20 protein-coding genes and 1 riboswitch are annotated in these 26,393 nt (G+C 41.3%); of the genes, 4 read left to right on the plus strand and 16 right to left on the minus strand.

Annotation, left to right across the window (positions count from 1 at the left end; genetic code table 11):
- Positions 1-207: 207 nt before the first annotated feature.
- The 4 genes from cysS to C7384_RS04180 form a co-directional block, all read right to left on the minus strand.
- A complete protein-coding gene (cysS, locus tag C7384_RS04165) occupies positions 208-1,623 on the minus strand; it encodes a cysteine--tRNA ligase (RefSeq protein WP_089939032.1) in 1,416 nt (471 codons plus the stop codon).
- 77 nt (positions 1,624-1,700) lie between these two features.
- Complete coding sequence (gene gltX / locus C7384_RS04170; RefSeq protein ID WP_089939034.1) at positions 1,701-3,197, minus strand: glutamate--tRNA ligase; 1,497 nt, start codon at positions 3,195-3,197, stop codon at positions 1,701-1,703.
- A gap of 72 nt (positions 3,198-3,269) precedes the next feature.
- Positions 3,270-4,637, minus strand: coding sequence for a DNA repair protein RadA (gene radA, locus C7384_RS04175; protein ID WP_089939036.1), 1,368 nt, complete (start codon positions 4,635-4,637; stop codon positions 3,270-3,272).
- Positions 4,637-5,182 (minus strand): dCTP deaminase/dUTPase family protein, encoded by a 546-nt coding sequence (locus C7384_RS04180; RefSeq protein ID WP_089939038.1) that lies wholly within the window; start codon positions 5,180-5,182, stop codon positions 4,637-4,639. The genes radA and C7384_RS04180 overlap by 1 nt, the downstream gene beginning before the upstream one ends.
- A gap of 103 nt (positions 5,183-5,285) precedes the next feature.
- On the opposite strand from C7384_RS04180, the gene C7384_RS04185 reads away from it, so the two are divergent.
- On the plus strand, positions 5,286-5,561 hold the full coding sequence (locus tag C7384_RS04185; RefSeq protein WP_089939040.1) for a GNAT family N-acetyltransferase: 276 nt from the start codon (positions 5,286-5,288) through the stop codon (positions 5,559-5,561).
- Positions 5,562-5,611: 50 nt separating this feature from the next.
- On the opposite strand, the gene C7384_RS04190 is transcribed toward C7384_RS04185, so the two are convergent.
- Positions 5,612-7,750: an ATP-dependent Clp protease ATP-binding subunit gene (locus C7384_RS04190; RefSeq protein ID WP_089939043.1), complete on the minus strand. Its 2,139-nt coding sequence runs from the start codon at positions 7,748-7,750 to the stop codon at positions 5,612-5,614.
- Between the two features lie 54 nt (positions 7,751-7,804).
- Positions 7,805-8,056, minus strand: a complete 252-nt coding sequence (locus C7384_RS04195; RefSeq protein ID WP_089939153.1) for a transcriptional regulator — start codon at positions 8,054-8,056, stop codon at positions 7,805-7,807.
- 158 nt (positions 8,057-8,214) lie between these two features.
- Between C7384_RS04195 and C7384_RS04200 the strand changes: the two genes are divergently transcribed.
- The gene (locus C7384_RS04200; RefSeq protein WP_089939045.1) at positions 8,215-9,378 is read left to right on the plus strand and encodes an AbrB/MazE/SpoVT family DNA-binding domain-containing protein; all 1,164 of its coding nucleotides are present in this window, start codon (positions 8,215-8,217) and stop codon (positions 9,376-9,378) included.
- 21 nt (positions 9,379-9,399) lie between these two features.
- Complete coding sequence (rlmD, locus tag C7384_RS04205) at positions 9,400-10,827, plus strand: 23S rRNA (uracil(1939)-C(5))-methyltransferase RlmD (RefSeq protein ID WP_089939047.1); 1,428 nt, start codon at positions 9,400-9,402, stop codon at positions 10,825-10,827.
- 47 nt (positions 10,828-10,874) lie between these two features.
- Here rlmD and essC read toward each other — a convergent pair whose 3' ends face one another.
- From essC to adhE, 5 genes are all read right to left on the minus strand, one after another.
- The gene (gene essC / locus C7384_RS04210) at positions 10,875-15,305 is read right to left on the minus strand and encodes a type VII secretion protein EssC (protein ID WP_165806774.1); all 4,431 of its coding nucleotides are present in this window, start codon (positions 15,303-15,305) and stop codon (positions 10,875-10,877) included.
- Complete coding sequence (locus tag C7384_RS04215) at positions 15,289-16,473, minus strand: type VII secretion protein EssB/YukC (RefSeq protein ID WP_089939051.1); 1,185 nt, start codon at positions 16,471-16,473, stop codon at positions 15,289-15,291. The genes essC and C7384_RS04215 overlap by 17 nt, the downstream gene beginning before the upstream one ends.
- Position 16,474: 1 nt before the next feature.
- Positions 16,475-16,726 (minus strand): hypothetical protein, encoded by a 252-nt coding sequence (locus C7384_RS04220; RefSeq protein WP_089939053.1) that lies wholly within the window; start codon positions 16,724-16,726, stop codon positions 16,475-16,477.
- Between the two features lie 244 nt (positions 16,727-16,970).
- Positions 16,971-17,267, minus strand: a complete 297-nt coding sequence (locus C7384_RS04225) for a WXG100 family type VII secretion target (RefSeq protein ID WP_089939055.1) — start codon at positions 17,265-17,267, stop codon at positions 16,971-16,973.
- Between the two features lie 275 nt (positions 17,268-17,542).
- Positions 17,543-20,245, minus strand: coding sequence for a bifunctional acetaldehyde-CoA/alcohol dehydrogenase (adhE, locus tag C7384_RS04230; protein WP_089939057.1), 2,703 nt, complete (start codon positions 20,243-20,245; stop codon positions 17,543-17,545).
- A 274-nt stretch (positions 20,246-20,519) separates the two neighbouring features.
- Between adhE and C7384_RS04235 the strand changes: the two genes are divergently transcribed.
- Positions 20,520-21,224 carry a YczE/YyaS/YitT family protein gene (locus C7384_RS04235; RefSeq protein WP_089939058.1) on the plus strand — a complete coding sequence of 235 codons (705 nt, stop codon included), beginning with the start codon at positions 20,520-20,522 and terminating at the stop codon, positions 21,222-21,224.
- Positions 21,225-21,240: 16 nt separating this feature from the next.
- Here the strand turns inward: C7384_RS04235 and thiD are convergent, their stop codons facing one another.
- The 5 genes from thiD to C7384_RS04260 all read right to left on the minus strand — a co-directional run bounded on the left by thiD (position 21,241) and on the right by C7384_RS04260 (position 26,390).
- The gene (thiD, locus tag C7384_RS04240) at positions 21,241-22,053 is read right to left on the minus strand and encodes a bifunctional hydroxymethylpyrimidine kinase/phosphomethylpyrimidine kinase (RefSeq protein ID WP_165806775.1); all 813 of its coding nucleotides are present in this window, start codon (positions 22,051-22,053) and stop codon (positions 21,241-21,243) included.
- Positions 22,043-22,630 (minus strand): folate family ECF transporter S component, encoded by a 588-nt coding sequence (locus C7384_RS04245; RefSeq protein ID WP_089939060.1) that lies wholly within the window; start codon positions 22,628-22,630, stop codon positions 22,043-22,045. Before C7384_RS04245 ends, thiD begins: the two co-directional genes overlap by 11 nt.
- A 36-nt stretch (positions 22,631-22,666) precedes the next feature.
- A riboswitch (THF riboswitch) is annotated at positions 22,667-22,759 on the minus strand.
- A gap of 72 nt (positions 22,760-22,831) precedes the next feature.
- Positions 22,832-24,343, minus strand: coding sequence for a peptide chain release factor 3 (gene prfC, locus C7384_RS04250; protein ID WP_089939062.1), 1,512 nt, complete (start codon positions 24,341-24,343; stop codon positions 22,832-22,834).
- Positions 24,344-24,399: 56 nt separating this feature from the next.
- Complete coding sequence (locus tag C7384_RS04255) at positions 24,400-25,335, minus strand: ABC transporter ATP-binding protein (RefSeq protein WP_089939064.1); 936 nt, start codon at positions 25,333-25,335, stop codon at positions 24,400-24,402.
- A gap of 2 nt (positions 25,336-25,337) precedes the next feature.
- Complete coding sequence (locus C7384_RS04260; RefSeq protein ID WP_089939066.1) at positions 25,338-26,390, minus strand: ABC transporter ATP-binding protein; 1,053 nt, start codon at positions 26,388-26,390, stop codon at positions 25,338-25,340.
- Positions 26,391-26,393 lie beyond the last annotated feature (3 nt).

Here is a 26,393-nt window from a genome sequence, read left to right on the forward strand (position 1 = left end):
TACAGATTTGTTTGTTCAAAGTTTTGTTCAGTTTTCAATGTGCTACTGCGTTGCTCCCTTACGAAACAACTTAATTAGTCTATCACGCTGCTTGCCGCTTGTCAACAACAATTTTTTCAAGTTGTTGTTGACAGCTGCTCGCCTCGCAACAGAACTTTATTACTATACCAAGTTATTTTATACTTAGCAAGCATTTTTTTGATTTTTTTATTTTTTCTCCCACTCTTGACCTTGCGCAGTATCCCGCACCACTACTCCTAGAGCCAGTAATTCATCCCGTAGTTGGTCCGAAGCAGCAAAATCTTTTACCAAACGTGCCTGAGCACGGGCATCCAATAGTTCTTGTTCTTCCTGATTTAAGGATTCTTTTTGCCCCAGGTTATCAATGCCAAAAATACTCATCAAAGTTTTGAGAGCATCTAATAGATGCTGAGCAGTTGCTAGTTGTAATGAGCCTTGATCAGCGTACTGATTAATTAACGTAACTAACTCAAAAACTACTGCTAACCCGTTCTCAGTATTGAAATCATCATCCATTGCGTTAATAAAATTAGCTTTAATTGATTTTAACTGTTCTTCAACAGTTGCATCAGCTTCATCTTTGACTGATTCTACGGCTACACGTTTAGCCAATCGGCGATAAGCCCGACGAATACGATCAAGTTCTATTTGAGCTTGGTCCAGCGTAGTGTCACTGTAATTAATTGGCCGACGGTAGTGCGTTTTGGTCAACAAAAAGCGTAATGCTTGAGCATCGGAATACTGAGCCAATAATTCGTGTACCGTCGTAAAATTTCCTAACGACTTAGACATTTTTTCTTGATTGACGTTTACAAACCCATTATGTAACCAATACCTTACAAACTCTTCACCACTATGGGTTTCTGATTGAGCAATTTCATTCGTGTGGTGTGGAAAAGCCAGGTCAATCCCACCTCCATGAATATCAATGGCTGAACCAAGATACTTATCAATCATGACCGAGCATTCAATGTGCCAGCCGGGCCGACCAGGTCCCCATGGTGAAGGCCAAGCTTGGACTCCTGGACGATGCTCCCCCTTCCATAGGGCAAAATCAATTGGGTCTTCTTTGCGCAGCGCCTCTTGATCATCTAAACGGCCAGCTGCGTTTTCTTCCATTTCGTTTAAATCCTGGTGGGATAAAATACCGTAATTAGGGAATTTTTGAGCGCGAAAATAAACATCCCCCTCAACCGCGTAAGCGTAACCTTTTTCCAACAAATCAGCTACAAAGCTAATGATTTCAGGCATTACCTCAGTTGCCTTGGAACGGACAGTGGCCGGCAAAATATTTAATTTCGCCGTATCTTGGTCAAAAGCAGCTTCATATTTATGTGCCAGTTGAGCTTCAGTCAACCCTTCTTTTTGAGCTTGCTGAATAACCTTATCACCCAAATCAGTGAAATTAGAAACGTAGTCCACCTGATAACCACGGTATATTAAGTAACGACGAATTGTATCAAAGGCAATCGCTGACCGGGCATTGCCCAAATGAATATAGTTATAGACCGTTGGCCCACAGACATACATTTTAATGTGACCTGAAGTTATTGGATTAAAGGTTTCTTTAGTTAGCGTATAAGTATTATAGACTTTTAACATGATTGCTCTCCGTAAGTAGTTCCCTTAATTATAACAAATAAAAAAAGATGCCTAAGCAGCTCGCATCTTTTCAATCATTAACTTAAATATTTCTTAGCCACGGCGTCCATGGTTGCCAAAACCTTATTTTTATCCAGCAACACTAACATCTCTGGTAAATTAGGCCCTTGAATCTGGTGCGTAGTAGCAATTCGGATTGGATTCCACAAATTACGGCCCTTAATCTCTAGCTCATTTTGAATTGAACGAATAGTAGCCATATATTGTTCAGCGTTAGCATCCACGGGCAAGGCCTGATAGGCTTTGTACCAAGCCTGGTAGACTTTACGGCCATCTTCAGAAGTGAGATATGATAACATTTCATCAGAAATTTCACCCAATTCAAAGAAAGGTTCCCGTACTAAGTCAACAATTTGACGGGTATATGAAATACCATCCACACCAGCTACTTCAATCACATTAGCTAGCCAATCTTTTTGTGTCTGGGCCTGTTCTGCTGTGATTAAGCCAGCATTAACTAGTTCTTGAATTAACTGTGGCATTACCTTTTCTTTATCACGGCGCATCCACTGGTTATTAATCCATTCTAACTTCTTTTGATCAAACTTAGCATTGGCCTTCGTCAAACGCTTTTCATCAAACATTTGTATGAATTGATCAAGACTGAAAATCTCATCTTCACCCTTTGGTGACCAACCCAATAAACCAATGAAATTATCCATAGCCTGGGGCTGATAACCCAATTCACGATATTGTTCGACAAATTGCAAAACATCGTTATCACGTTTGGATAGTTTTTTACCAGTAGCGGCATTAATAATCAAAGCCATGTGACCAAAGGCAGGTACGGACCAACCCAAAGCCTCGTAAATCATCATTTGCTTAGGTGTGTTAGAAACATGATCATCCCCACGCAAAACATGGGTAATTTTCATAAGATGGTCATCAACTACTACCGCAAAATTATAAGTTGGCATACCATCAGCTTTTTGGATGACCCAGTCACCACCAACTTCTTTGGCACCAATTTCAATATGCCCCTTAACGATATCATCCCAGGCGTAAACTTTATCTTCTGGCACACGGAAACGAACTACGGGTTTCAATCCTTGTGCCTCAAATTCAGCATATTTTGCTTCCCGTTGGCTATCAGACAAACCTTCATATTCATAAACATAATGAGGAGCCTGTTTTGCTGCTTGTTGGGCTTCTCGCTCTTGAGCCAACTCTTCCGATGTCTTATAAGACTTATAAGCCAACCCTTTTTTCAATAAATCATCGATATAGGCTTGATAAATACCATCAGCATTTCGCTCTGATTGGCGGTAGGGACCAAACTCACCACCCTTGTCAGGAGATTCATCCCAATCTAAGCCTAGCCAAGCCAAATTTTCGAGCTGAGATTGTTCTCCATTAGCAATATTACGATTAGCATCAGTATCTTCAATTCGAATAATAAAGGTACCGTTGTAATGACGGGCAAACAACCAGTTAAATAGGGCAGTTCGAGCATTTCCGATGTGTAAATATCCAGTGGGTGATGGTGCATAACGAACGCGAACGTCGTCAGTCATTGTATTTCTCCTATCTACTTCAATTTAATTAAAAAGTTCAAAAACTAGTATACAACAGATTCCGTCTAAAATTTACCCTAGTGCAATATGCAGCGCTTCTTTTAGGGTAGTCACACCAAGGACTTGCAAACCTTCTGGCAACTCAGCACCGGACAAATTATTTTTAGGGACAATCGCGCGTTGAAAGCCTAATTTTCGAGCTTCTTTTAGACGACTTTCAATATCAGCGACACTTCGAATTTCCCCAGTCAAGCCGATTTCGCCAATAAAAACATCACTGGGTCGTGACTCTTTATCACGGTATGAGCTAGCAATTGCGACCGCCACGGCTAAATCAATGGCTGGCTCGTCTAATTTAACACCACCAGCCGCCTTCAAATAGGCATCTTGATTTTGTAGTAGTAGTCCGGCTCTTTTTTCAAGGACAGCCATGATTAATGAAACTCGATTACGATCTAAGCCACTAGCCGTTCGTTGCGCATTCCCAAAAACCGAGGGCGTAACTAAAGCCTGTAATTCTACTAAAATCGGACGAGAACCTTCCAAAGCCACGACAATAGCCGACCCAGTAGCCCCGGCTAATCGTTCTTCTAAGAAAATTTCGGATGGATTGGCCACTTCTACTAAGCCACGATCGCGCATTTCAAAAATTCCCAACTCATTAGTCGCACCAAAACGATTTTTAACGGCACGTAAAATACGGTATTTATAGTGGCGATCCCCTTCAAAATAAAGAACCGTATCAACCATATGCTCTAAAATTTTTGGACCAGCAATGGCGCCATCTTTCGTAACATGCCCCACAATAAAAATCGATATATTGTTAGTTTTAGCCAATTGAAGTAGATCAGCAGTCACTTCCCGAATTTGAGAAACTGAACCAATAGCCGAACTCAGGTCTGGTTCTTGCATTGTTTGTACGGAATCAATCACCAAAAAATCCGGTTTTAGTTCTTCCACCTGCTTTTTAATCGCAGTCATATCAGTTTCTGGATAAAGGTAAAAATCTTCACCCCCAACGTGAAGCCGATCTGCCCGCAATTTAATCTGACTGGCACTTTCTTCACCGGTCACATACAAAACTTTGCCGGCATGAGCTAATTGACCAGATACTTGAAGCAACAAGGTGGATTTCCCAATTCCAGGATCCCCACCAATTAAAATCAAAGTCCCCGCGACAACGCCGCCTCCCAAAACACGATTTAACTCTTGCAGCTGAGTCGCCACCTTGGGCGTATTTTCTAAACTAATCTCATTGATTTTTTCAACTTTAGCAGCCCGGCCATCGAGACCAACTCGCGCTTTACGATTGGTATTTTCGGGTTGAATTTTTTCTTCAACAAAAGTACCCCACTGTCCACAATTAGGACAGCGTCCCAAATAACGAGCGGAATTGAATCCACACTGAGAACAAATAAATTGTGTTCTTGCTTTAGCCATTAATGTTCCCCGGTGGAGCCAAAGCCACCTTGACGTTGGGCTTTTTGGGTCGTTTGATCGTTATCAGCTAATAAATAAGGTAGGAAAATTCCCTGGCCTATCCGCTCCCCTTTTTTGATGTGCACGTCTTGCAAGCCAAAATTAATGTATTGAAAGAAAATTTCGCCTTCGTTGCTGGCATTATCATAATAATCAGCATCAACAACCCCCACACCATTAGGCATCATCATCCGCTTTTTAATCGGCGCACTGGAACGGGCTACTAATTGCAAATACTCACCGGCCCCCATGTAAGCCTTAATCCCCGTGGGAATTAATACTGGTTTAAGTACCTCTTGCCAACTAGGATCGGCTAATACCTTATCAAGGCGCGTCAAAGCTAATGGATTAAGTTTACGAAATGCTTCTTGATGAATAATGCTAGGAATTACGATATCTTGAGCCGCTTCAAAATCATATCCGGCTGCTTGAAAGGTACTGCGTTGCGGCAGTGTTAAATTCTCGTCTTGATATTTACTAACAATTTCAAAACCCCGTGTTGTCATGTGTACCACCTCTTAATTTTTATCCTTTCTATTATACGGCATTAAGTCATCTTCCTGACAGTCCGATTTATCGTATAATGAAACCATCTAGGAGGAAGAAACTATGGAATTCCAACATGAACAAGGCCGCTATTATTATCTAGCTGCCAATACTTTATTAGCAGAAATAACTTACCAGACCAACTCTGACAACACAATCTTAGCAATTGATCATACTTTTGTTGATCCAAGTTTACGTGGTCAGGGTGTCGCTCAGCAGTTAGTTCAAGCCGTAGTTAGCTTAGCCCGGGAAAATCATCAAAAAATCCAACCGCTTTGTTCCTACGCCATCGCTTTCTTTGAACGCTATCATGATGATTATCAAGATGTTTTAATTTAAAAAATCAGCACAAACAAAAAGAACCAAACCTAGGTTTGGTTCTTTTTCTATTACTTCTCATTTGTAATAACAGCTGAAATCACTACTTTACCATCAACCAAGTTAGCAGCTAATTGCTTTTCACCTGGATTATCAAGATAGAAATCCGTTACTTGATCACGAATTTGTTGTTCAATTACTCGACGAAGTGGACGAGCACCTAAGGCTTCATCATAACCTTCTTCAATCAAGTGATTCTTAACATCATCAGAAACCTCTAACGTTAAGTCCTTCTTGGCCAAGGTCTTATTAACATCATCTAACATCAAATCAACAATTTGCTTTAAGTCTTCTTTAGTTAAAGCACTAAACTCAACTACGCCATTGAACCGGTTTAAGAACTCTGGGCGGAAGTATGGTGCCAAACGATCCATTAACTTCTTGTCACTTTCTTCATTACCGTTACCAAAACCAGCGTTAGAAGTAGCGATAATAACCGTGTTTTTAAAGTTAACAACGTTTCCTTGACCATCTGTCAAACGACCATCGTCCATAACCTGCAAAAGCAAAGTCAATACTTGAGGGTTTGCCTTTTCAATTTCATCAAGAAGCACGATTGAATAAGGATTACGACGAACCTTTTCAGTCAAAGTATTACTGTTATCTTCGTAACCTACATAACCAGCAGTAGCACCAATCAACTTTGAAACAGCAGTCAAGTCAGAATACTCACTCATATCTAAACGAATGATATTTTCCTTGCTACCAAACATATCAAGGGCCAATTGCTTAGCTAACTCAGTTTTACCAACCCCGGTAGGACCAACGAAGAGGAAGGAACCGATTGGACGATTACCTTCATCAAAACCAGCACGGTTACGACGGATTGCCCGGGCAACCATTTGAACAGCTTCATCTTGACCAATTACCTTACCAGCCAAACGCTCATCAATCTTCTTTAAGCGTTCAATATCTGAAGCACCCATCTGAGCAACTGGAATACCAGTCAAACGCTCAACTGACTCAGCCACATCATTTGGTGTGGCAGTAACCTTCTGATCCTTTTCAGCTTCAGCAATTTTCTTTTGCACGTCAGCAATTTCATTTTTAACTTGCAAAGCCTTTTCGTAGTCTTCACCATTAACCGCATGATCACGTTGATTTTCTAACTCAGTCAAGCGATTTTCCAAGCTAACCTTACTAGTTACTGGGTTTTTAGCACTCAAGTGAGCGGCAGTCATATCAATTAAATCAATGGCCTTGTCTGGCAAACTACGTTGTGGGATATATTGTACTGAATAATCCACCGCAGCCTTAAGCACAGATTCTGGCAAAGAAACATTGTGGTGCTTCTCATAAAGTGGGGCAATTCCCTGCAAAATCTTCAAAGTGTCAGCTGGACTTGGCGCATTAACTGTTACTTCGTTGAAACGACGAGCCAAAGCAGCATTCTTCAAAATGGTATTGCGGTATTCATCTTGAGTTGTTGCACCAATCAAGGACAACTCCCCACGACTCAAGGCGGGCTTCAAAATATCAGCCAAACCTTTACCACCATCTTCACCACCGGTACTTCCCGCACCAAGAATTTGATGAATTTCATCAAAGAACAACACCACATTCCCAGCAGCCTTAACTTCTTCGACTAACTTTTGAACATTTTCTTCAAAAGCACCACGGAACTGAGTTCCGGCTTCAATTGAAGAAATATCAATGGAATAAATTTCTTTGCCCTTAATTGGCGCAGGAACATCCCCATTTACAATCGCCTGAGCTAATCCTTCGACAACCGCAGTCTTACCAACACCGGCATCACCGACTAAAACAGGATTGTTCTTAGTCCGCCGACTCAAAATTTCGGCAGTCTCTTGAATTTCGCGGTTACGACCAATGACAGGATCTAACAAACCGTCACGCGCTTCTTGAGTTAAGTTACGACCCAACTTAGCTAACATGCCCCCATCTTTAACCTGACCAGGCTGTTGTGCGGCTGGCCGACCGTTGCCGGCTACATTAGCACCAGCAGCTGGGCCTTGAGGTAATTTACCAGTTTGACGATATTGTGCGAACTCTTCTGGTGTTACTTCGCGACCATTAATCAGGTAGCGACGGTTTTCTGAGTTCATGCCGTTCATACCACCCATCATGCTATTAAAAATACTATTCATGTCGGATCCAAATGGATCGTACATTCCGTTGTTGTTTGCCATAGTATATATCTACCTTCCTTGTTAAATTCTTATACTAATATTTATCAAATCGAATTAATTATTCTGTTCGGATTCATCTTCGTCATTAAGATAATGATGTTCCAGCTCACGAAGCACCTGCCACATTTCCATGTGTTGCGCTCTTGCTAGGGCATCTAAATCACGAAGATTAAGACTTGTAGCAGTCGTTTGAACCTTATTAAAAGAACGATGAATCGTTGTGTAGCCATAACCCGAGACTTTAGAGACTCGGTAAATAGTTAACGCTCGATCATCTAAATACGCTTTGATGTTAAAGCGTACCATCATTTTCACCTTCTTTCATCTCTGCCCTTGCTCTCCTTACATTTATTATTATAGCACATATTTGGTATAACACAAGTGTGCTATATCTATTTTTCACTTTTTTTTATAAAATTAGGAAGCATTTAAACTTAAAGTACTGTATTTGGCCGGAGGCCTTCATGTCAAAAGACTATTATCAGATCAATGTCCCAAAATCACTCCTGGAGAAGCTAGGCATTACCCAGGGGGAAGAGGTTGAAATCACCCTTAAAAACAAAGCCGTTAGTATTACCCGTCCAAATCAAGAAAATCAATCAGAAGATATTTCAATTCGGTGGTTCTTGTTTCCTTCATTAATTAGTACGACAATTTTTCTCCTAGTAGCCTACTATCAACAGCGGAGTATCATCCCCTTGACGGGCAGTAATTCAATTGCCACTTCCGTGTTTTTACTGGGTGAAATCAGTGGAATGGTTGGTTTTATTTGGACCCATGTACAACAAACCCGCCAGCTATCTAGCCCCGAAGACCGACGTGTGGCCTGGCGCTTAACACCAACGCTCATCATCGCCTTTGCTACTATGCAGGCCTTTATTACCATTGGTACCTTCTGGGCCATCGGTTATCTTTTTCAAAATGCAAGTTTTGATTTAATTACTGCCACCATCTTATTTTTTATGTTCATTAGTATCAGTAACTTTTTAATGATTTATTCAGCGTTACTAGCCTCTACCACATACATAACAGCCTTGTTGGTGCTAACTATCGTTGGTGGTGTACTGGTTTCGATGGTGACCAATAGCCAGTTGTTATGGTGGCAGCACAACTTTAGTTTCTTAGGTACAAATCAAGCCCAATTTTCTTGGACATTTAATGCCACGCTCATGATCTCGGGATTAATTTGGATTACTTTAATTGACTATTTATTTGTCCCCATTCAACAGCACTTCCCTAAAAATTGGCGATTGATTACACTACGAGCCCTTTTAACTTTAGATGCGCTGAGCTTGGCCTGCATCGGCGCTATTCCAAACAATCAGGGGCTTTTTCATATCTTGCACGATTCGATTGCCAATTGTCTGATTCTTTTTACTGCCATTCCAATGATTGGTTTAAAAGTCCTGTTACCCAATGCCACTAAAGAATTTGTCACTTTTTCTTATTTAACTGCCGGTGGTATGGCAATTGCCATGACCTTGTTTTACATCATCCGCTACCTATCACTAACTGCTTTTGAAATTATTGCCCTTGCATTAGCCATTAGTTGGTTGTTATTGTTGATGCAACACATCCATAAACTATTTCAAACCGATATTCATTCTTACTTTGTTCGCATTGAATAATAGCCACCATAAAGGAAAAATATGTCTTCAAATTATAAGCAAGATACCCATACAAAGCGTGCCAACCGAAATCAAGTTATGGTTAAAGTTGGTCAAAAGTTCCCCCTCACCATTAAACGTTTAGGAATAAATGGGGAAGGAATCGGCTATTTCAAGCACAAGATTGTTTTTATTCCTGGAGCCTTACCCGGTGAAGTCGTAACCGCCAAAGTCACCGAAGTACAAGAAAAATATCTTCAGGCCCGCGTAGTAACAATTCGTACCGCCAGTCCAGATCGAGTAACCCCGGTCGATGAATTTGCTGATCAGGTCGGTGGTTTTGAACTTGAGCACCTAGCCTATCCAGCCCAACTCAAATATAAAGAAGATTTAATTCGCCAGGCGCTAGAAAAATTCCAACCCAAGGGCTGGCAAGACTATACTATTAAGCCAACCTTGGGCATGGAAGATCCCTACTATTATCGTAATAAAGTTCAGTTTCCAGTCCGGAAATATCATGGCGATATTATTGTCGGTATGTTCCAGCGTGGTAGTCATGATTTAGTTGACCTTCCCGAGGTACACACCCAAGATCGTTTAACGATGAAAATCGTTCGTCAAGTTGCTAAAATTTTAGCTGAATTATCAGTTTCAATTTATAACGAAGACAAGAATAAAGGGGTGGTTAAAACTATTGTGGTTCGTTCTTCAGCAACCACTAATCAGGCACAACTAACTTTCATTACTAATCAAGTTGATTTCCCCGGATTACCAGCGCTGTTAGAAAAAATTCAGAATAGTATGCCAGAAATTAATGGTATCTTTCAGAATGTTAACCCTGGCCGTCAAAGTTTAATTTGGGGTGAAGAGACCTTTAAACTCTGGGGAGCTGATTATTTAGAGGAAGAAATTCTAGGACAAAGTTTTGATTTGTCGCCACGAGCCTTCTTGCAACTAAATTACGAACAGATGTTAGTTGCCTATGAGGAAGCTTTAACTGCCTTGCATCCCCAGGCAACTGACCGATTAGTTGATGCTTATGCTGGGGTAGGAACCTTGGGACTGTCGATTGCACGACAGGTCAAAGAGGTGCGCGGTATGGAAATTATTCCTGAAGCGGTCGCAGATGCTAATCACAACGCTGAAATAAATGACATTCAAAATGCCAGCTATGAGGTCGGAACAGCTGAGCAAATTTTACCTAAATGGCAGGATGAGGGTTGGCTACCAACGGCTTTAATTGTTGATCCACCCCGTTTAGGCTTAGATAGTAAGTTAAAAAGAGCGATTTTAAAATCTCAGCCCAATAAAATGGTTTACCTGTCATGTAATCCTTCTACGCTAGCTCGTGATTTAGTTGATTTAAGTAAAATTTATCGAGTCGACTATATCCAACCCATTGATATGTTCCCACAAACACCACGCTGGGAAGGCGTCGTCAAGCTCAGCAAACGTTCAACATCAAAATAAAACAAAAGGCTCTTCTAATCGACATTAGAAGGGCCTTTTTCATATAGTTAAGTTGCTAATTTAATCCGTTGAACCTGGCGATGATTAATAGCATACATTTCATCGTCGGCCAGCTGAATTGGCTTTCCGCGAAATGGTACAGATAGATAATTCTGATTAGCCAGATTACCACCATATAAGCCGACTGTGAAATTACTTTTGACCAACCTGCTAATGGGGTCATAATTCGTATTTAGATAAGTACTATCCACCATTAAAAGGAAATGAATTCCGAATCTTTTACCTTGTTGAAAAAGTAATTCTAATTGTTTAGCTGAAATGCCCAACTGAATTAACCCTCGTAAATCTGTAATGTAAACAATTTTGTAACGGTCAAAATCATTTTCAACTAAACCTTGTTTTACGATTGCGACTAGGTCTTGCATTTTAGCTGCAATTGTTTGCCGAGCAATTCGTTGCTTTACATAGCAATCATGGAGCTCATCATTCACATCTAAAACAAGCCCTTGCCACTTCTTAGGAAGACTGGTTAATGTTCGTAAAATGATTTGATGTAAACCATCTCGCTGAACTAGGCCATCATAAATTAATGGATACACCCCGTGTTGAGTTAGGGAGAATGAGCAGATTTTAGCTTCCTCTACTTCTAAACCAAATGGTAACCGTCCCTTTTTTAACATTGATTGGACAGCTGATTGTGTCCAAAACTTTTTAAAATTAAGCTGTGGAGGCACCATGGGAATCGCTGCTGGAACAGGTCCAGGCCATGCATGAGCTAGCGATTTAACCATTGTCTGTAGCGTTGATAAGCGATTTTTTGTATTAGCTACTAGTCCCGTTTGAGCAGTTACTACCTGTCCTTTATGTTTAAATTGCAGGCGGCCTGGTATATTTTCAACTGGTAAGCGCTCTCCTCCCAGTAAATGATAGACACTATGCTCATCATTTAAATAATAAATTAATTTATGGGAAACTAGGCTACTCAGTGCGAGACGTAAGCTATTTTCACGCAAACCAGTTAACAGAAGATACATGCCTAATCGACTGCCAGCTTTTAATAATTGGATTAAACCTTGCTCAAATTCCTGTTCAAAATCAGCATCATGCAAATTATCATAACCATCAAGTACAATCACTTGAATTGCTTCGGGCTCTTTGACTTGCTGACAGTACTGTTGCCAATTAGTTACCTGATATTGCTGTAGTAACGTTTGACGGCTCTTTACTTCCTGACATAAATAGCGCATCAATTTCAAGCATTTTTCAGGATTTTCCAAAGAACAGACATCTCGTACATGCGGTAATGAATTAAAAAGATCTAGCCCATTGTGACTAAAATCAAATAAATTAAACTGCAGCTGCTGAGGATTATTTTGTTGCGCTAAAGTCATAATTAGGGTCTGTAAGAAGGTACTTTTACCGGTGCCAACGCTCCCCAAAATGATTGTATGTTCGGCTTGTTGTATATCAAAATACCAGATAATTTGCTCTTGTTGCGCTGGTAAATCAATCCAGCCCATCGGAACCTTTAAATTAAGATTTTTTTGCCAATTTTGCTCATAATCGATACTATCCAAGTTAATTTTTCGTGGCAAAGGTGGTAACCACGGTTTATCAGGTAGCTGGTACTGACTTTGGGCCTGTACTCGCTGAATTTCTCCTAAAATAGCATGCAATTGGGTACTGCTAGCTTCCTCCCGCAACTGAGTGGCATTTTCCAAAGGCTTAATTGCTTGAGTTTGACCAAAACAGTTAATCAACCAAATATCATCAGCTGTTGACATTGACTTCAATTTTTTTGGCCTGTATTGAGCGCCACTCCAAGCTGATTGGAACAATTCATAGCGCTCATTATTTCCGATTTGAAGATAAGCTCGACCAGTTTCTACAATATCGGCTGCATCCGGCGTTTTTAATATTTCATTAGAATCGGCTTGATTTTGGACCTTTAAAGCGAGTTTACAATTCATATTAGACCAAATTTGTTCGTCCACAATCCCACTAGGCTTTTGAGTCGCTAACACTAAATGAATGCCCAAAGAACGCCCGATACGAGCTACCGAAATTAATTTCTGCATAAATTCCGGTTTTTGAGCCTTCAATTCCGCAAATTCATCGGCCACTAAAAATAAATGCGGTAGTGGTTTTTTAGGCGCTTCTAAAAGCACTGAATTAGTCCCTCGCCGCCCGGATCGATAGGCCACCATGTAATCATTAATGTTATTCACATGGTACTTTTTAAACAACTGCTGACGTTTATGTAATTCAGCCTGAATACTTAATAAAGTCCGATTTAAAAGGGAACCATCTAAATTGGTAATACTGTCCAGTAAGTGGGGACACTCAGACAACAGATTAGCCAAACCGCCCCCTTTAAAATCAATCGTAATAAAACCAACATCCTCAGGACTAAAATTCACCGCCAACGATAGTAGATAACTTTGCAGTAACTCAGATTTACCCGACCCGGTCGTCCCAGCAACGAGGCTATGGGGTCCGTGTTGACTTTCATGCAAATCTAGTTCGAGAACTTGATTGGTCCGTCCCAATCCCAACGGGACTGCTAAGCTCTGACTTGGATCGGCTTTTTGCCAGCGTTGGGCAATTTTTAATTCTTTTACCCAATTTACCTGATACATATCCAAGAAAGAAATCATTAGCGGTAGATCCTGTTGCTCTAGTTGGGGATGGATTAGATTTGCCAAATTCCGAATAAATCGTCGTTGGCAAAAACTACTACTTAGTGGTAAAGCAGCAAAGGACTGCTGACAAGCATCCCCCTTTGTCAGCATTTCCCCTACAAGGGTATTGTTATAGGTTAAAAGGGTATCAAGTTCAGCCGGCAGCTGTTCCCGATTAGCTTGTACCCAAACAATGCTAACACCTAAGAATCTTAAATCTGACAATAACAAGGGATAAATTGGATGCTGTAATAGCCATTTATCTTCCAAAACCACCAATAAATAATGGATGGCAAACTCAACTTGACGACCTTTAGCGGCTTTAACCTGCGCTTGCCTTTGATTTAGTACTTGTTGAAAAGCATTTAAAATCAGCTGTTGGCTCCGCTCATCATAAACAAATCCACGTAAGTTGATTTCTGACAAGTCAAACTGTTTTAACCAGCGTAATGGCCACCAGAATTTTTGTTCTTTATAGGGTAGAAAAATTAAAAATTGGACATGTTGATAACTATGAAAAAAAGCTAGTTGTAATAACCAATTTTTAACAATGTAACGAGCAATTGGATACTCAGCGGCTAAACCGACATTGGTTTGCAGATTTAATGTAATTGGCGCATGGGCTAAATATTGATGAGGTTTCAACACCGCTTTACGTATCTTTACCCAAATACCGGTCGTTTTCAAGTCATCATCTTGATATTGAAAGTGACACTGGCTTACAACCCTTCCCGTCCCCACACGAATTGTTAAAAAATCTTCCCTATTCGGTAGCCGTTCATAAATACGACTATCGTAAGTATCCGCCATTATCATTAGTTGCCTAAATTCTGGATAACGATCAGCCAAACGATTCTTTTCCTGGTGCTGTAAATGACTTAAGCGAGCACACTGACGATACAGATATTGCCAGTAATTTTTGTCATCAGCTTGTCTTTGGCGTTTCTGTTGGCGCTTATTTTTAAAATATTCCGTCAAGCTCAAGCCAATCGTCACTACGGCCATGATAATCATGGTGATCATCATAATAGGATTTTGGTGGGATACGAGTACCAACACGCCACTCGCCAAAAGCATCCCCAGGGCTGGAATAATGGTTCGCCACAATCCAGTATTAGATCTAGTTGTCATTGGTTGGGGCGTCTTTAACTCAATATCATCACTGGGCGGAGCCAATAACAAACGAGGCCTGGGATAATGATACGGAAAGTTCTTTGGTGGCCATTGTCTTCTTTGTTGGGGGATTAAGCGCTTAGAATCATAACGACAACGACCACACACTATCGCAACCAACCATTGTGAGCCCTCATTGGTGATTAAAAGCTCATTACAAAAAAGCATATCCCCTGGTTCAAAATCGATTTTATCACGTCCAACTGATATGACTGACCCATTTAAATAAATCTGTTGATTCGCTGCTATTTCAGGAATTTGTAAGTGATAAGTACCCGCTTTGAGAGCTGGACTGACATAGATAATCTGATTAAAGTATTCATTAATGCCCACTAAATGGCCGAAAGCATCTTTCCCACTGATTAGTAATCGTTGATCAGACGGTTGAACAAAGGATAATATCATTTGCTCAGTAGCCACTAATACTACTAAATAACCAATCGACAAGGGAATAACTTGTCCAAATTTAATTGGCTCACCTTCATCTAGTCGGACTTGCCCCTGTTTCAGCCATACCCGCTGGCCAGTGGGTAATTTTCGTTCCGATTGTGCTACTGATAGCTCCCCTTGCCAAAAAACAGTATCCCAGTAGTAAATTTTAAAAAGGTTAACTGCTTTTTGCACGACCATCTTCTCCTAATTTTTTGTTATATAGATCAATTTCTCTTTGATAAATATTTAATTGTTTTTCCTTTTCCTCACCGTCTAATTCTTCATTGCGCTCCGTTGCCTTGATTAATTGCTGATAAGCCTTAACAATCAAAGCCGAATTTCCCAGCCCTTTGGCTATCGAAATAGCTCGCTGTGATTGAGACCGCCCTAAATAAACCCAATACAATAAATAATTACGTGGTGATTGCGGCACAATATTTAAGCTCATCGGCTGCCGCGGATTATCCTTGATATCTAATTTAGCGTATGCCAGGGCAGTCATATACAAAAGTTGTTGATCAAAGCGTTGCGGGTCATCCTGTTTTAAGGTGGTCACGGTCACTTGATAGTGCCCTTGTTGAAACTGGGCTTGAGCCTTAATCACTCGCTGGTGAAATAAGCTTTCTTGATAGCCATATCCTAAAACAGTCAGCAACGTAATGACTAAGACCAGCAATCCCCCAAGTCCCCATTGATAAAAGCGATGCTTAACTTTACTAATCCGTTGATATCGCTGGCTATTTTCTGAGATTTGCTCAGCCAAACTATGATTTAAGTATGTTGATAAGTCTTGTAAATTTTCAGCTTTTTCCAGTGCTGATATGAGCCCAGCCTTGGGCTCATATTCATACCGCAATAAGCCGGCATTAGCACTTAGGAGCTCATAATCTAACTGGGGCATCATCAAATAAGTGACCATCGCTTTTACCTGTTGAAACTGATTATCGCTGCGCCAATCGCGCCACTCAATTAGACCGGCAACCCCTCGATGAGCTACCTGTAAATAATTATCACCGGCCCACAACAAGTTATCTGGATGCCAAAAAACTTGGTTTTGTCCTTGTTGATTTAAAGCCAAAGTTACTATAGCAATAGCGATTTGTAGCCGTTGAGCTAGATTCTTTTGAAAAATAATTTGCGATAAAGTCGGCCAATGGTGGGGATTATCATAGGAAAGCTGGAGCTCAGTCGCTTTTAAACTAACTCGTCCCTTTAAAAATGTTGTAGAGTCATCCGTTAAAAGCGCCTCCAAAAGCGCCATATCAGTCACTGATAAGGTAACTAATGGTAAGTTAACCTGAAAACCAGTCTCCACTGGTTTAAATTGGATTTTGCTGTCCCCATTACTTATTTCAGTCATATTAGTTTGCCACCAATTCCACGATTAACCGTTCCCCATCGCCAATTGCTAAGTCTCCTATTGATCCTTCAAACTTTTGGCTCCTTTGCCAAAGTCGTAACTGAAAGGCCGTTTGAATCCCAAACTGCTGTCGTAACAATGGTTTTAGGCGTTGGTCCAACTGAGCTACCGTCATTTGGCGCCTAATTTTTAAATCCAGAGATTGCTTTTGATATATTAATTCTAATCTTATCCACCGTTCTTCAACTATCATCGCTCATAACCCAGCGATCCTAAAAATCCCCCTCCCCCTTTAGGCCATAGTCCCTTCAATACCAGCCATATCGGTCCCCAGGTCAGTGATTGACTGCTAGTGACTTGTTGATAAGTCAATAAAAAGTCCAGCATTATCCCAGCTATTACCCTTATCTTTACTCGCATAAATATGCTCCTCTTCCCTAGTTAACATAAAAAACGATAGCAATGTGCTATCGTTTGGCATTTAATGAGTGTGCTAATTATTGCAAGCCAAAACGTTGCGCATCTTCTTGATCACGCTGTTCTACCGTGGTTGCATATTGCTTCAATTGGTTATTAATTGAAACTAGCAACTCATTAAATTGATTTACTTGGCCCTTTAACTGGTTATATTGCTCCAAATAGGCCCGAAAGGCAGCACCATTCCACTCTTGTTCAATGGCGCCATTGGTTTGTTCTACCTGGTTAATCGCATCTTGTACCATATCACGGGCAGTGATATAAGTTTGCGCTTGGGCCTGTAATTCTTCGGGGGTAACGGAAATTCTTCCAGCCATATTCATGTTCTCCATTCTAATTGTCTGATTCAATTGACTACTACACTACTGCTGATGTTGAGTTGACCAGCTAGCTTTAAAAAGCTGAACTACCTTTCTCCATCAACAGCACAACAATTTATAAGAAGGCATCAATCTCTAGTTGACGTCCTCAAAATAATTGTACGAACTGGCCTTAAAATTTTTATATCAAATAAAAACACCAGCTAGTTTTACCTAACTGGTGCCTAAATTCTACTTATTATCTTTTGGTTATTTGAGTAACCATCACTTAATTAGAATTGTTCTTCTAACAAAGCTTCAATTTCAGCCAAGCTTGGTTGGCGTGGGTTACCAGGCGTGCACTGATCGTTATAAACCAAATCAACTAACTTAGACAAACTATCTTCAAAGTGCTTGCGATCAACACCGTTAGCCGACAAGCTAGGGACAACATCCAAATCCTTGAAGAGCTGATCAATCTTAGCCAACAAAGCCTTAACTAATTCAACATCATCCTTACCCTCCAAGCACAAGTGGCGTGCAATATTTGCGTAGTCGTGTTGAGCAGTGTAAGTCTCATAACGTGGGAATGGCGTCCGCTTTACGTTACCAGTAACAGCGTTAAAGGCAATCGTCTTTGGCATCGCAATCGCAATCGCCAAACCGTGTGGCAAACCAAATTCTCCACCAGTCTTATGGGCAAGTGAATGGTTCATACCTAAGAAGGCATTGGCAAAGGACATTCCAGCCAAAGTAGCCGCATAATGCATCTTAATTCGAGCTTCCCGACCAGCATTAGTTGGGTGCTGTGGGTCATAGTGATAGGATTCAACCAAGTTATTAAAGATTAACTTAATGGCTTGCAAAGCCCAAGGACGAGTCATTTCAGAAGACATAACTGAAACATAAGACTCCAAGGCGTGTGACAAAGTATCAATTCCAGACAAAGCCACTGTGTGCTTTGGCACTGTCATAACAAATTCTGGATCAACAATGGCAACTTCAGGAGTTAACTCATAGTCAGCTAAAGGATACTTAACATGGGTTTCATCATCAGTAATAACCGCAAATGGTGTTACTTCTGAACCAGTACCTGAGGTAGTTGGAATAGCTACCATTTGAGTGGCCTTAGCATGGTTGAACTTGACAATCCGCTTACGGATATCCATAAACTTCTGTGACAACTTTGCAAAGAGATTCTTAACTGCATCAGGATCTTCTAAGATGCCTGGGTTTGACAAAGAATACTCATACATGAAACGGGCAATCTTACCAGCATCAAGGGCTGATCCACCACCTAGCAAAATCACTGTATCAGGCTTAAATTCAGCCATCCGCTGTGCAATTTCAGTGGTTTGTGAGAGCGTTGGGTCAGGGCGTACAGTGCCATAAATGCTCGTTTGGATTTGGTCTTCGTGTAATTCTAACTGACTCAAAACCTTATCAACAAAGCCAAACTGCAACATACCAGGATCAGCGACGATAAAGACCCGCTTAACATCTGGCAAATCTTGCAAATAGCTAATTGAGTTAGATTCGTAGTAGATTTCCTTAGGCAAACGAATCCATTGTGGCCGGCTACGACGGCGAGCCACTGTTTTAACGTTAAGCAAATCGTATGTTGACAAGTTGTGAGACAATGAATTCTTCCCCCATGATCCAGTTCCAAGTGTCAATGATGGCCGCATGGCGTCGGTATAGATATCCCCAACACCACCAATTGAATCAGGTTGGTTGACTAAGATACGCGAAGCGCGGATTGCATCGGCATATTCCTTAACAAATGGATCATCTTGGGCACCAATTTGAATGGCGGCATTGTGTCCAGCCCCTTGATAGTCAAGCAAAGCACGAACAATATCGATTCCTTGCTGACGATCCTTAGCCTTATAAACTGAAAGCAAGGGTGACAACTTTTCAGAAGATAGGGCTTCGCCAATATTTTTAGGATCTAGCTCAAAAAGCAAAACATCTTTACCGGCTGGTAACTTTACGCCAGCCTGTTCAGCAATCCAACGGCCACTCATACCGGCAACTGGTCCAGCAACGCCATAGCCTTCCGCGTTCTTTTTGAACACAAAGTCCGCAATCTTTTGGGCGTCTTTCTTAGGTACAACGTAGCCACCATCAATTTGCATCCGCTCCATAAACTCGTCATAAATGCTAGCATCCACAACTGCTGAGTTTTCAGTGGCACAAATCATACCGTTATCAAAACGCTTTGAAAGCATCAAATCAGACACAGCCCGGTGAACGTTAGCAGTCTTATCAATATAAACCGCTCCGTTACCAGCCCCAACACCCATTGAAGGGTTACCAGAAGTCAAAGCCGCATGAACCATGGCTGGTCCACCAGTAGCTAAGATTGAAGCAATATGTGGATTTTGAATTAAAGCAGTGGTTCCTTCCAAAGAAGGCTTCTCCACCCATTGAATAAAGTTTTCAGGAGCCCCGGCCTTAACGGCTGCATCATAAACAATCTTAGCAGCATGGGCTGATGACTTTTGGGCCTGAGGGTGGAAGGCGAAAATAATTACGTTACGTGTCTTGGCTGCCAACATTGACTTGAAAATAGTCGTTGATGTTGGGTTAGTAGTAGGCACAATCCCAGCCAAAATACCAAGAGGCGCAGCTACTTCAACCTTACCCAAAATCTTATCTTCAGAAATAACACCCACGGTCTTATCGTGACGGATTGCGTTATAAACTGATTCTGAAGCAAAGCGATTCTTAGTATCCTTATCTTCCACGATACCTCGACCAGTCTCGTCGTGGGCTTCGTGAGCTAACTCCAAAGAATGTTCAGATCCAGCTAATGCCATCGCCGCCACAATATTATCAACTTGTTCTTGCGAATAGTTCAAAAATTCCTCAGCTGCCTTTTGAGCTTTGGTAATTAGTCCGGCCACCATGGTTTCAGCCGCTTGCTTACGGGCGGCTTTTTCTTCCGGTGTCAAAACTTTTTTAGCTGTCTTCTTTTCAGTATCTTTTGCCATTTATTAAAGTTCCTTTCGGTTAATACCTTTTCGATGGTCTAAGTGTACAACAGTCAATAATGAAAATCAAGAGATTTTGTGATTTATTTATCAAATAGAATCACCACCATTATTAAAATAATAAAGCCTTTTTATCGGGTTATAACATATAAAACGTAAAATTTAATTATAGTGTATTATCATTTATAATTTTACTATGTGATTTTAATAACATTAATTATCACCCTAAATATTTGGTATAATGGGAGGGTGAGTTTATCAATTGGAGGGTAATATGTATTATCGTGATGGAGAGTACTACGAACTAAAACCCTCCCAAACTTTTTTCTACTTTATCGTAGCCTTAATTCTTAATGCTTTTGGAAACGGCTTGAGTGTAGCTAGTAATATGGGTTCAGCCCCTTGGACAGCCGGAGCGGCTAATTTAGCTCATCTTACTGGCTGGCCAATCAGCCTTTTTCTAATGTTAATTAGTACTACCGTGGCTGTTGCTAATCTTTTCTTTGCCGATGATTTTGATTTACGACGGCTAATAGGTAACGTTTTCTTCGGAGTGGCTTTTTCCTTTTTAGTCGGATTTTTTACCAGCTTCTTTACCCATTTAGGAGTAACGACCTTACCACTAGCTTGGCGCATTCCAATTGATTTATTTGCCGTAATGAATGTTGGGATTGGTATTTCAATCTATCAACGAGTCAATCTGATTATGCATCCGATTGATGACCTAACCAATATTTTACGGTTTAAGTATTTTCGTGGAAATGCCAGCAAGGCTCAAATGAGTAACTTTGTAGTCGCCATTGCCATTTCATTAACTTGTTTTTTATTTAGCCATCAACTCGTGGCCCTCAACATCGGAACGGCCTTTTCCTTTTTCTTCCAGGGAAAAATTATTGCCATTGCCGATCGCCGAATGTTCCCCCACCTAGTTCATGGGGATCTTAATCGAATTCATCGTATTAGAAAAACCAACGCTTAAAACGTTGGTTTTTTACTTAAATATTTAAATCTTGACTAGCCCAATGATTAATCGGCCCAAATTTATGACCAACTTCAATTGGCTTAGAAATAGCAGCAACCGTAACATCATGGGCGGTCTTAATCGCCTGCTTTAAAGATTGTCCCTTAGCCAGTTCAGCAGCAATCGTGGCCGAGAAGGTATCCCCAGTTCCATTAATATGCTCCGTATCATAATAAGGATGGACTAACCATTCCTCACTCCCGTCAGCATAGACGACATAGTCATAGACTTGCTCTTGACCAGGACGATGCCAACCTTTCACTACCACATTATCCACCCCTAAGGCCTGAATCGCCAAGGCGGCCGCCTTTTGATCATCTCGATCCTTAATGGCTAGACCAGTTAACAATTGGGCTTCAAAGAAGTTCGGGGTTGCCACCGTAGCCAAAGGTAAAAGTTCTTGCTTTAAGCTGGTAAAAGCCTCATCTTCTAACAATTGCGCCCCGTGTTTGGTCGTAATAACTGGATCAACAACTAAGGGGCCAAAATCATAATTTTGATAGGCTGTCACCACGGTTTTAATTAAGTCAGCCGTTCCTAACATACCAGTTTTAGCGGCTCTAATTTTAAAATCAGCTGCTAAAACTTCAAACTGCTTAGCTACAAAATCCAAGGGTAAATTCTCAGCAGCCTGGATACCGTAGGAATTACCAGCCACTGCAGCAACTAAGACCGACATGCCATACGTCTGACGCATAAAAAAAGTATGTAAATCAGCCTGCATACCGGCCGAGCCATCACAGTCCGAACCAGCGATTGTTAATACCTGTGGAAAATCATTGATCATTGTTCCCTCTTTTCTCACTGAAAAACTGTTGCGTAACTCGTTTGACCAAGTCATTGTTCAGTAAATAATAGGTCATAGCTACTTGAACTGGCAAAAACAGGACATTTTTTACTAATCGTGGCGTGATAAAACTAACAAAAGTTTGCCAACTATGAATCCGACTGTACATCATGTTTAACCACAAAGAATTCAGCCCGACATTGACAATGAAAATGACCAAACTAACAGTAATAATCACTCTTAGCCAACTAACATGGTCCTGCTGATAGTAACCATTAGCGTATATCAGTGCCGCTAGAATGGCTGATACAGTGAATCCCAGGAAAAAGCCAGCCCCCGTGGGAAACAAAAAAAACTTTAAAACATCCATCACTGCGGCGATTAGCATTGACCATAGCGGGCCATACCATTTAGCAATTAAAGACGTTGCTATGAAGGTAAAACCAATTTGCAAGAGTGGCAAACTAAAGGATAGTCTCCCTAAGACAATGCTTAGGGCCATTAACAAGGCCAATACCACTAACTGCCGTGTGTTAAGCAGTGGTAACTTCCACTTACTTCGTGTTAAATGTTCCATATTCTGAACCTCCGATTGGAGTGTTCACCGTTATACTGGTGAATGCGATACCTGCATCGCACATAATTGTTTCGTCAGTGGCCCACATTCCGTTTCCACTGCACTTAACGCACAGGTATCTACCCCTCATTTTATTTTGTCCGAAGACAAATCCATTGTAACAAAAAAACCATCCATGATTGGATGGTTTGACAGTAAAACTTACATTTTTTCTTCTAAATCAATATCAGGGTACTTATCTTTAAACCAATTCAAGGCAAACTTATTTTCAAATAAGAAGACCGGTTGATCATAGCGATCACGAACCAACAAGTTACGGGAAGAAGCCATCTTTTCATCCAACTGGTCGGGATTAATCCAACGGGCAACTTTTGACCCAATCGGTTCAAAGGCAATTTCGACGTTATATTCATTTTCCATCCGGAACTTGAATACTTCAAACTGCAACTGTCCGACCGCACCAATGATGTATTCCGTGCCACTCCAAGATTGATACAGCTGAATCGTCCCCTCTTGAACCAGCTGAGCAATTCCTTTGTGATAGGATTTTTGCTTCATGACATCCTTGGCGATTACCTTGTTAAAGTATTCCGGCGTAAATGTTGGTAAGTCAGGGAATTCGACTGACTTTTTACCAGAATAAATCGTATCACCAATCTGGAAATTACCGGTATCATAGATACCAATAATATCTCCCGGTACCGCAGTTTGTACGTTTTCACGTTCCTCGGCCATAAACTGGGTCACATTGGATAAACGCATCTTTTTACCAGTCCGTTGCAAGGTCACGTCCATCCCGCGATCAAATTCACCGCTAACAATTCGTAAAAAGGCGATTCGATCACGATGACGGGGATCCATGTTGGCCTGAATTTTAAAGACAAAACCAGTAAATTGAGAATCACTTGGTTCAACTAAGCTACCATCAACCGTGGCTACTGGTACTGGCGCTGGTGCATACTTTAGGTACTCCCGCAAAAATTCAGTGACCCCAAAATTAGCTAAGGCTGAACCAAAGAAGACTGGGGTTAACTTCCCATGCGCAATTGCGTCCTCGTCAAATTCGTTTCCAGCATCCTTGACCAATTCAACTTCGTCTTCACCTTCAGCCACCACTTCGGGATGGTTGCTAGCGTTCTTAAAGGAAATTAGTTCATCTTTTTGTAAGTCATAAATCCCCTGCAAAATCTGACCAGAACCAATCGGCCAATTCATCGGATAAGCCTGAATACCCAAAACTGTCTCCAATTCATCGACCAAATCCAAAGGAGAACGAGCATCACGATCGATTTTGTTAAAGAAGGTAAAGACTGGAATCCCGCGTTGCGAGACAATCTCAAATAATTTTTTAGTCTGTGGCTCAATTCCCTTGGCCGCATCCACGACCATGACGACTGAATCCACGGCCATCAAAGTTCGATAGGTATCTTCTGAAAAATCCTCGTGCCCAGGGGTATCCAAAATGTTAATTCGCTTACCATCATAGTCAAATTGCAAAACTGATGAAGTAACCGAAATTCCACGCTGCTGTTCAATGGCCATCCAGTCCGATGAAGCTAATTTTTTAGCGCCACGTCCTTTAACAGTACCGGCCTCACGAATAACGCCCCCATGAAGCAATAACTGCTCCGTTAAGGTTGTTTTACCCGCATCGGGATGAGAAATAATGGCGAATGTTCGCCGATTTTTTAGTTGCTCTTGAAAATTATCCATAGTGCCTTTATTCTACCTGAAAAAAGCCTTAACTGCTAGCAGTTAAAGCTTTTTCTTTATTTTTGAGCTTTCCTATATTCTTCAGCTTCGGCCGGGGTGGCCAAAACAAAGTGACCATCGCCAACTTCAACCATGCCACGTTCCTGCCCATCGCTTTCACGACTAGGATCATAGGTGATAGCCCGACGCTGGCGCTCAGCTTCAGGATCAGGGACCGGAATGGCTGATAGCAAACTTTTGGTATAAGGATGCAAGGGATGATTATAAACAGCATCGGCTGGGCCAATTTCCAACAACTTTCCCCAGTGCATTACCCCAATCCGATCTGAAATATATTTCACCATCGAAAGATCATGGGCAATAAAAAGGTAAGTCAAGGAATGCTTCTTTTGCAAATCCTTCATCAAATTGACAACTTGGGCTTGCACTGATACGTCCAAAGCTGAGATAGGTTCGTCAGCAATAATAAATTTTGGATCAACGGCTAGTGCCCGGGCAATCCCGATTCTCTGCCGCTGTCCTCCAGAAAATTCGTGGGGATAACGACTAGCGTGATCTTTATTTAAGCCGACTAAATCTAATAAATGTAAAACCTGAGCATCTCGGTCGGCTTTAGACTTGGCCAAATGATGGATATCAATTCCCTCAGCAATGATATCTTCAACCTTCATCCGACTGTTTAAGCTAGCATGCGGGTCTTGGAAAATCATTTGACTATCCTTACGAAAATCAGACAAGGCCCGTCCTTTTAACTTAGTAACGTCTTGCCCATCAAAGAGAATCTGCCCGTCACTGGCTTGGTAAAGTTTAAGAATGGTACGTCCCAAGGTCGTTTTACCAGAACCAGATTCACCCACGAGGCCAAACACTTCACCCTCATAAATATCAAAGCTAATGTTTTCTAGCGCATGCACAGCGTTTGAACGCCCTTTATTAAAGGTTAAATCAAGATTTTTTATTTCAACTAGTTTAGAAGTTTTATCGGTTGTCATTATTAAACTCCTTGAGCCTGCATATCATGCCAATGTTGCCAACGTTGCACAATTGGTGCGGGTGGGGTCACCTTGGGTGCGCGTTCATCAAGTAACCAAGTGGCTGCATAATGAGTATCACTGACCTTAAAGAACGGTGGCTGCTCTTCATGGTCAATCGCTAAGGCAAATTGATTCCGGTTGGCAAAGGCATCCCCCTTAGGTGGATATAACAAATCCGGCGGAGTTCCTGGAATAGCTTCCAAACTCCCCTGCTTGGTATCAGTAGTCGGCATGGAATCTAACAAGCCCCAAGTATAGGGATGTTGTGGGTTAAAATAAATCTCATCCACAGTCCCATATTCAACAATTTTACCGGCATACATTACGGCCACACGATCGGCAATCCCCGCTACAACACCTAAGTCGTGGGTAATAAAAATAATTGAGGAATGGTACTTGGCCTGTTGGTCCTTCATCATTCGCAGAATTTGCGCCTGAATAGTAACATCCAAGGCCGTTGTCGGTTCATCAGCAATCAAAATATCTGGATTAGCTGCTAGAGCAATCGCAATCACAGCTCGCTGCCGCATCCCCCCTGACCATTGATGAGGATAATCATTGATATGCTCTTTGGGCTCAGGAATACCAACCCCGACCATCAGCTTTAAGGCCTGTTCCATGGCTTCAGCTTTACTAACCTTTTGGTGCTTTAAAATTGGTTCGGCAATTTGCTGGCCAATCTTCATGGTGGGATCCAAGCTAGTCATCGGGTCTTGGAAAACCATGGCAATTTCATTCCCACGAATTTTTTGCCAACCTTTAGCATCCAGCTTAGACAAATCATTGCCCTTAAAGATTAATTGACTATCTTCAGAGATACGAGCATTTTCAGCATTCAAACCCATTAAGGTTTTAGTAGTGACCGACTTACCCGAACCAGATTCACCAACGATTGCTAAGGTTTCACCCTTTTTTAAATCAAAGGAAATATCACGAATAGCTTGGACTTTCCCAGCGTAGGTGTTGAAATCAACTACTAAATCTTTTACTTGTAAAATTGTATCATTCATCATCGT

The organism is Convivina intestini, assembly GCF_003096575.1.
In the GTDB taxonomy this organism is placed as follows: domain Bacteria; phylum Bacillota; class Bacilli; order Lactobacillales; family Lactobacillaceae; genus Convivina; species Convivina intestini.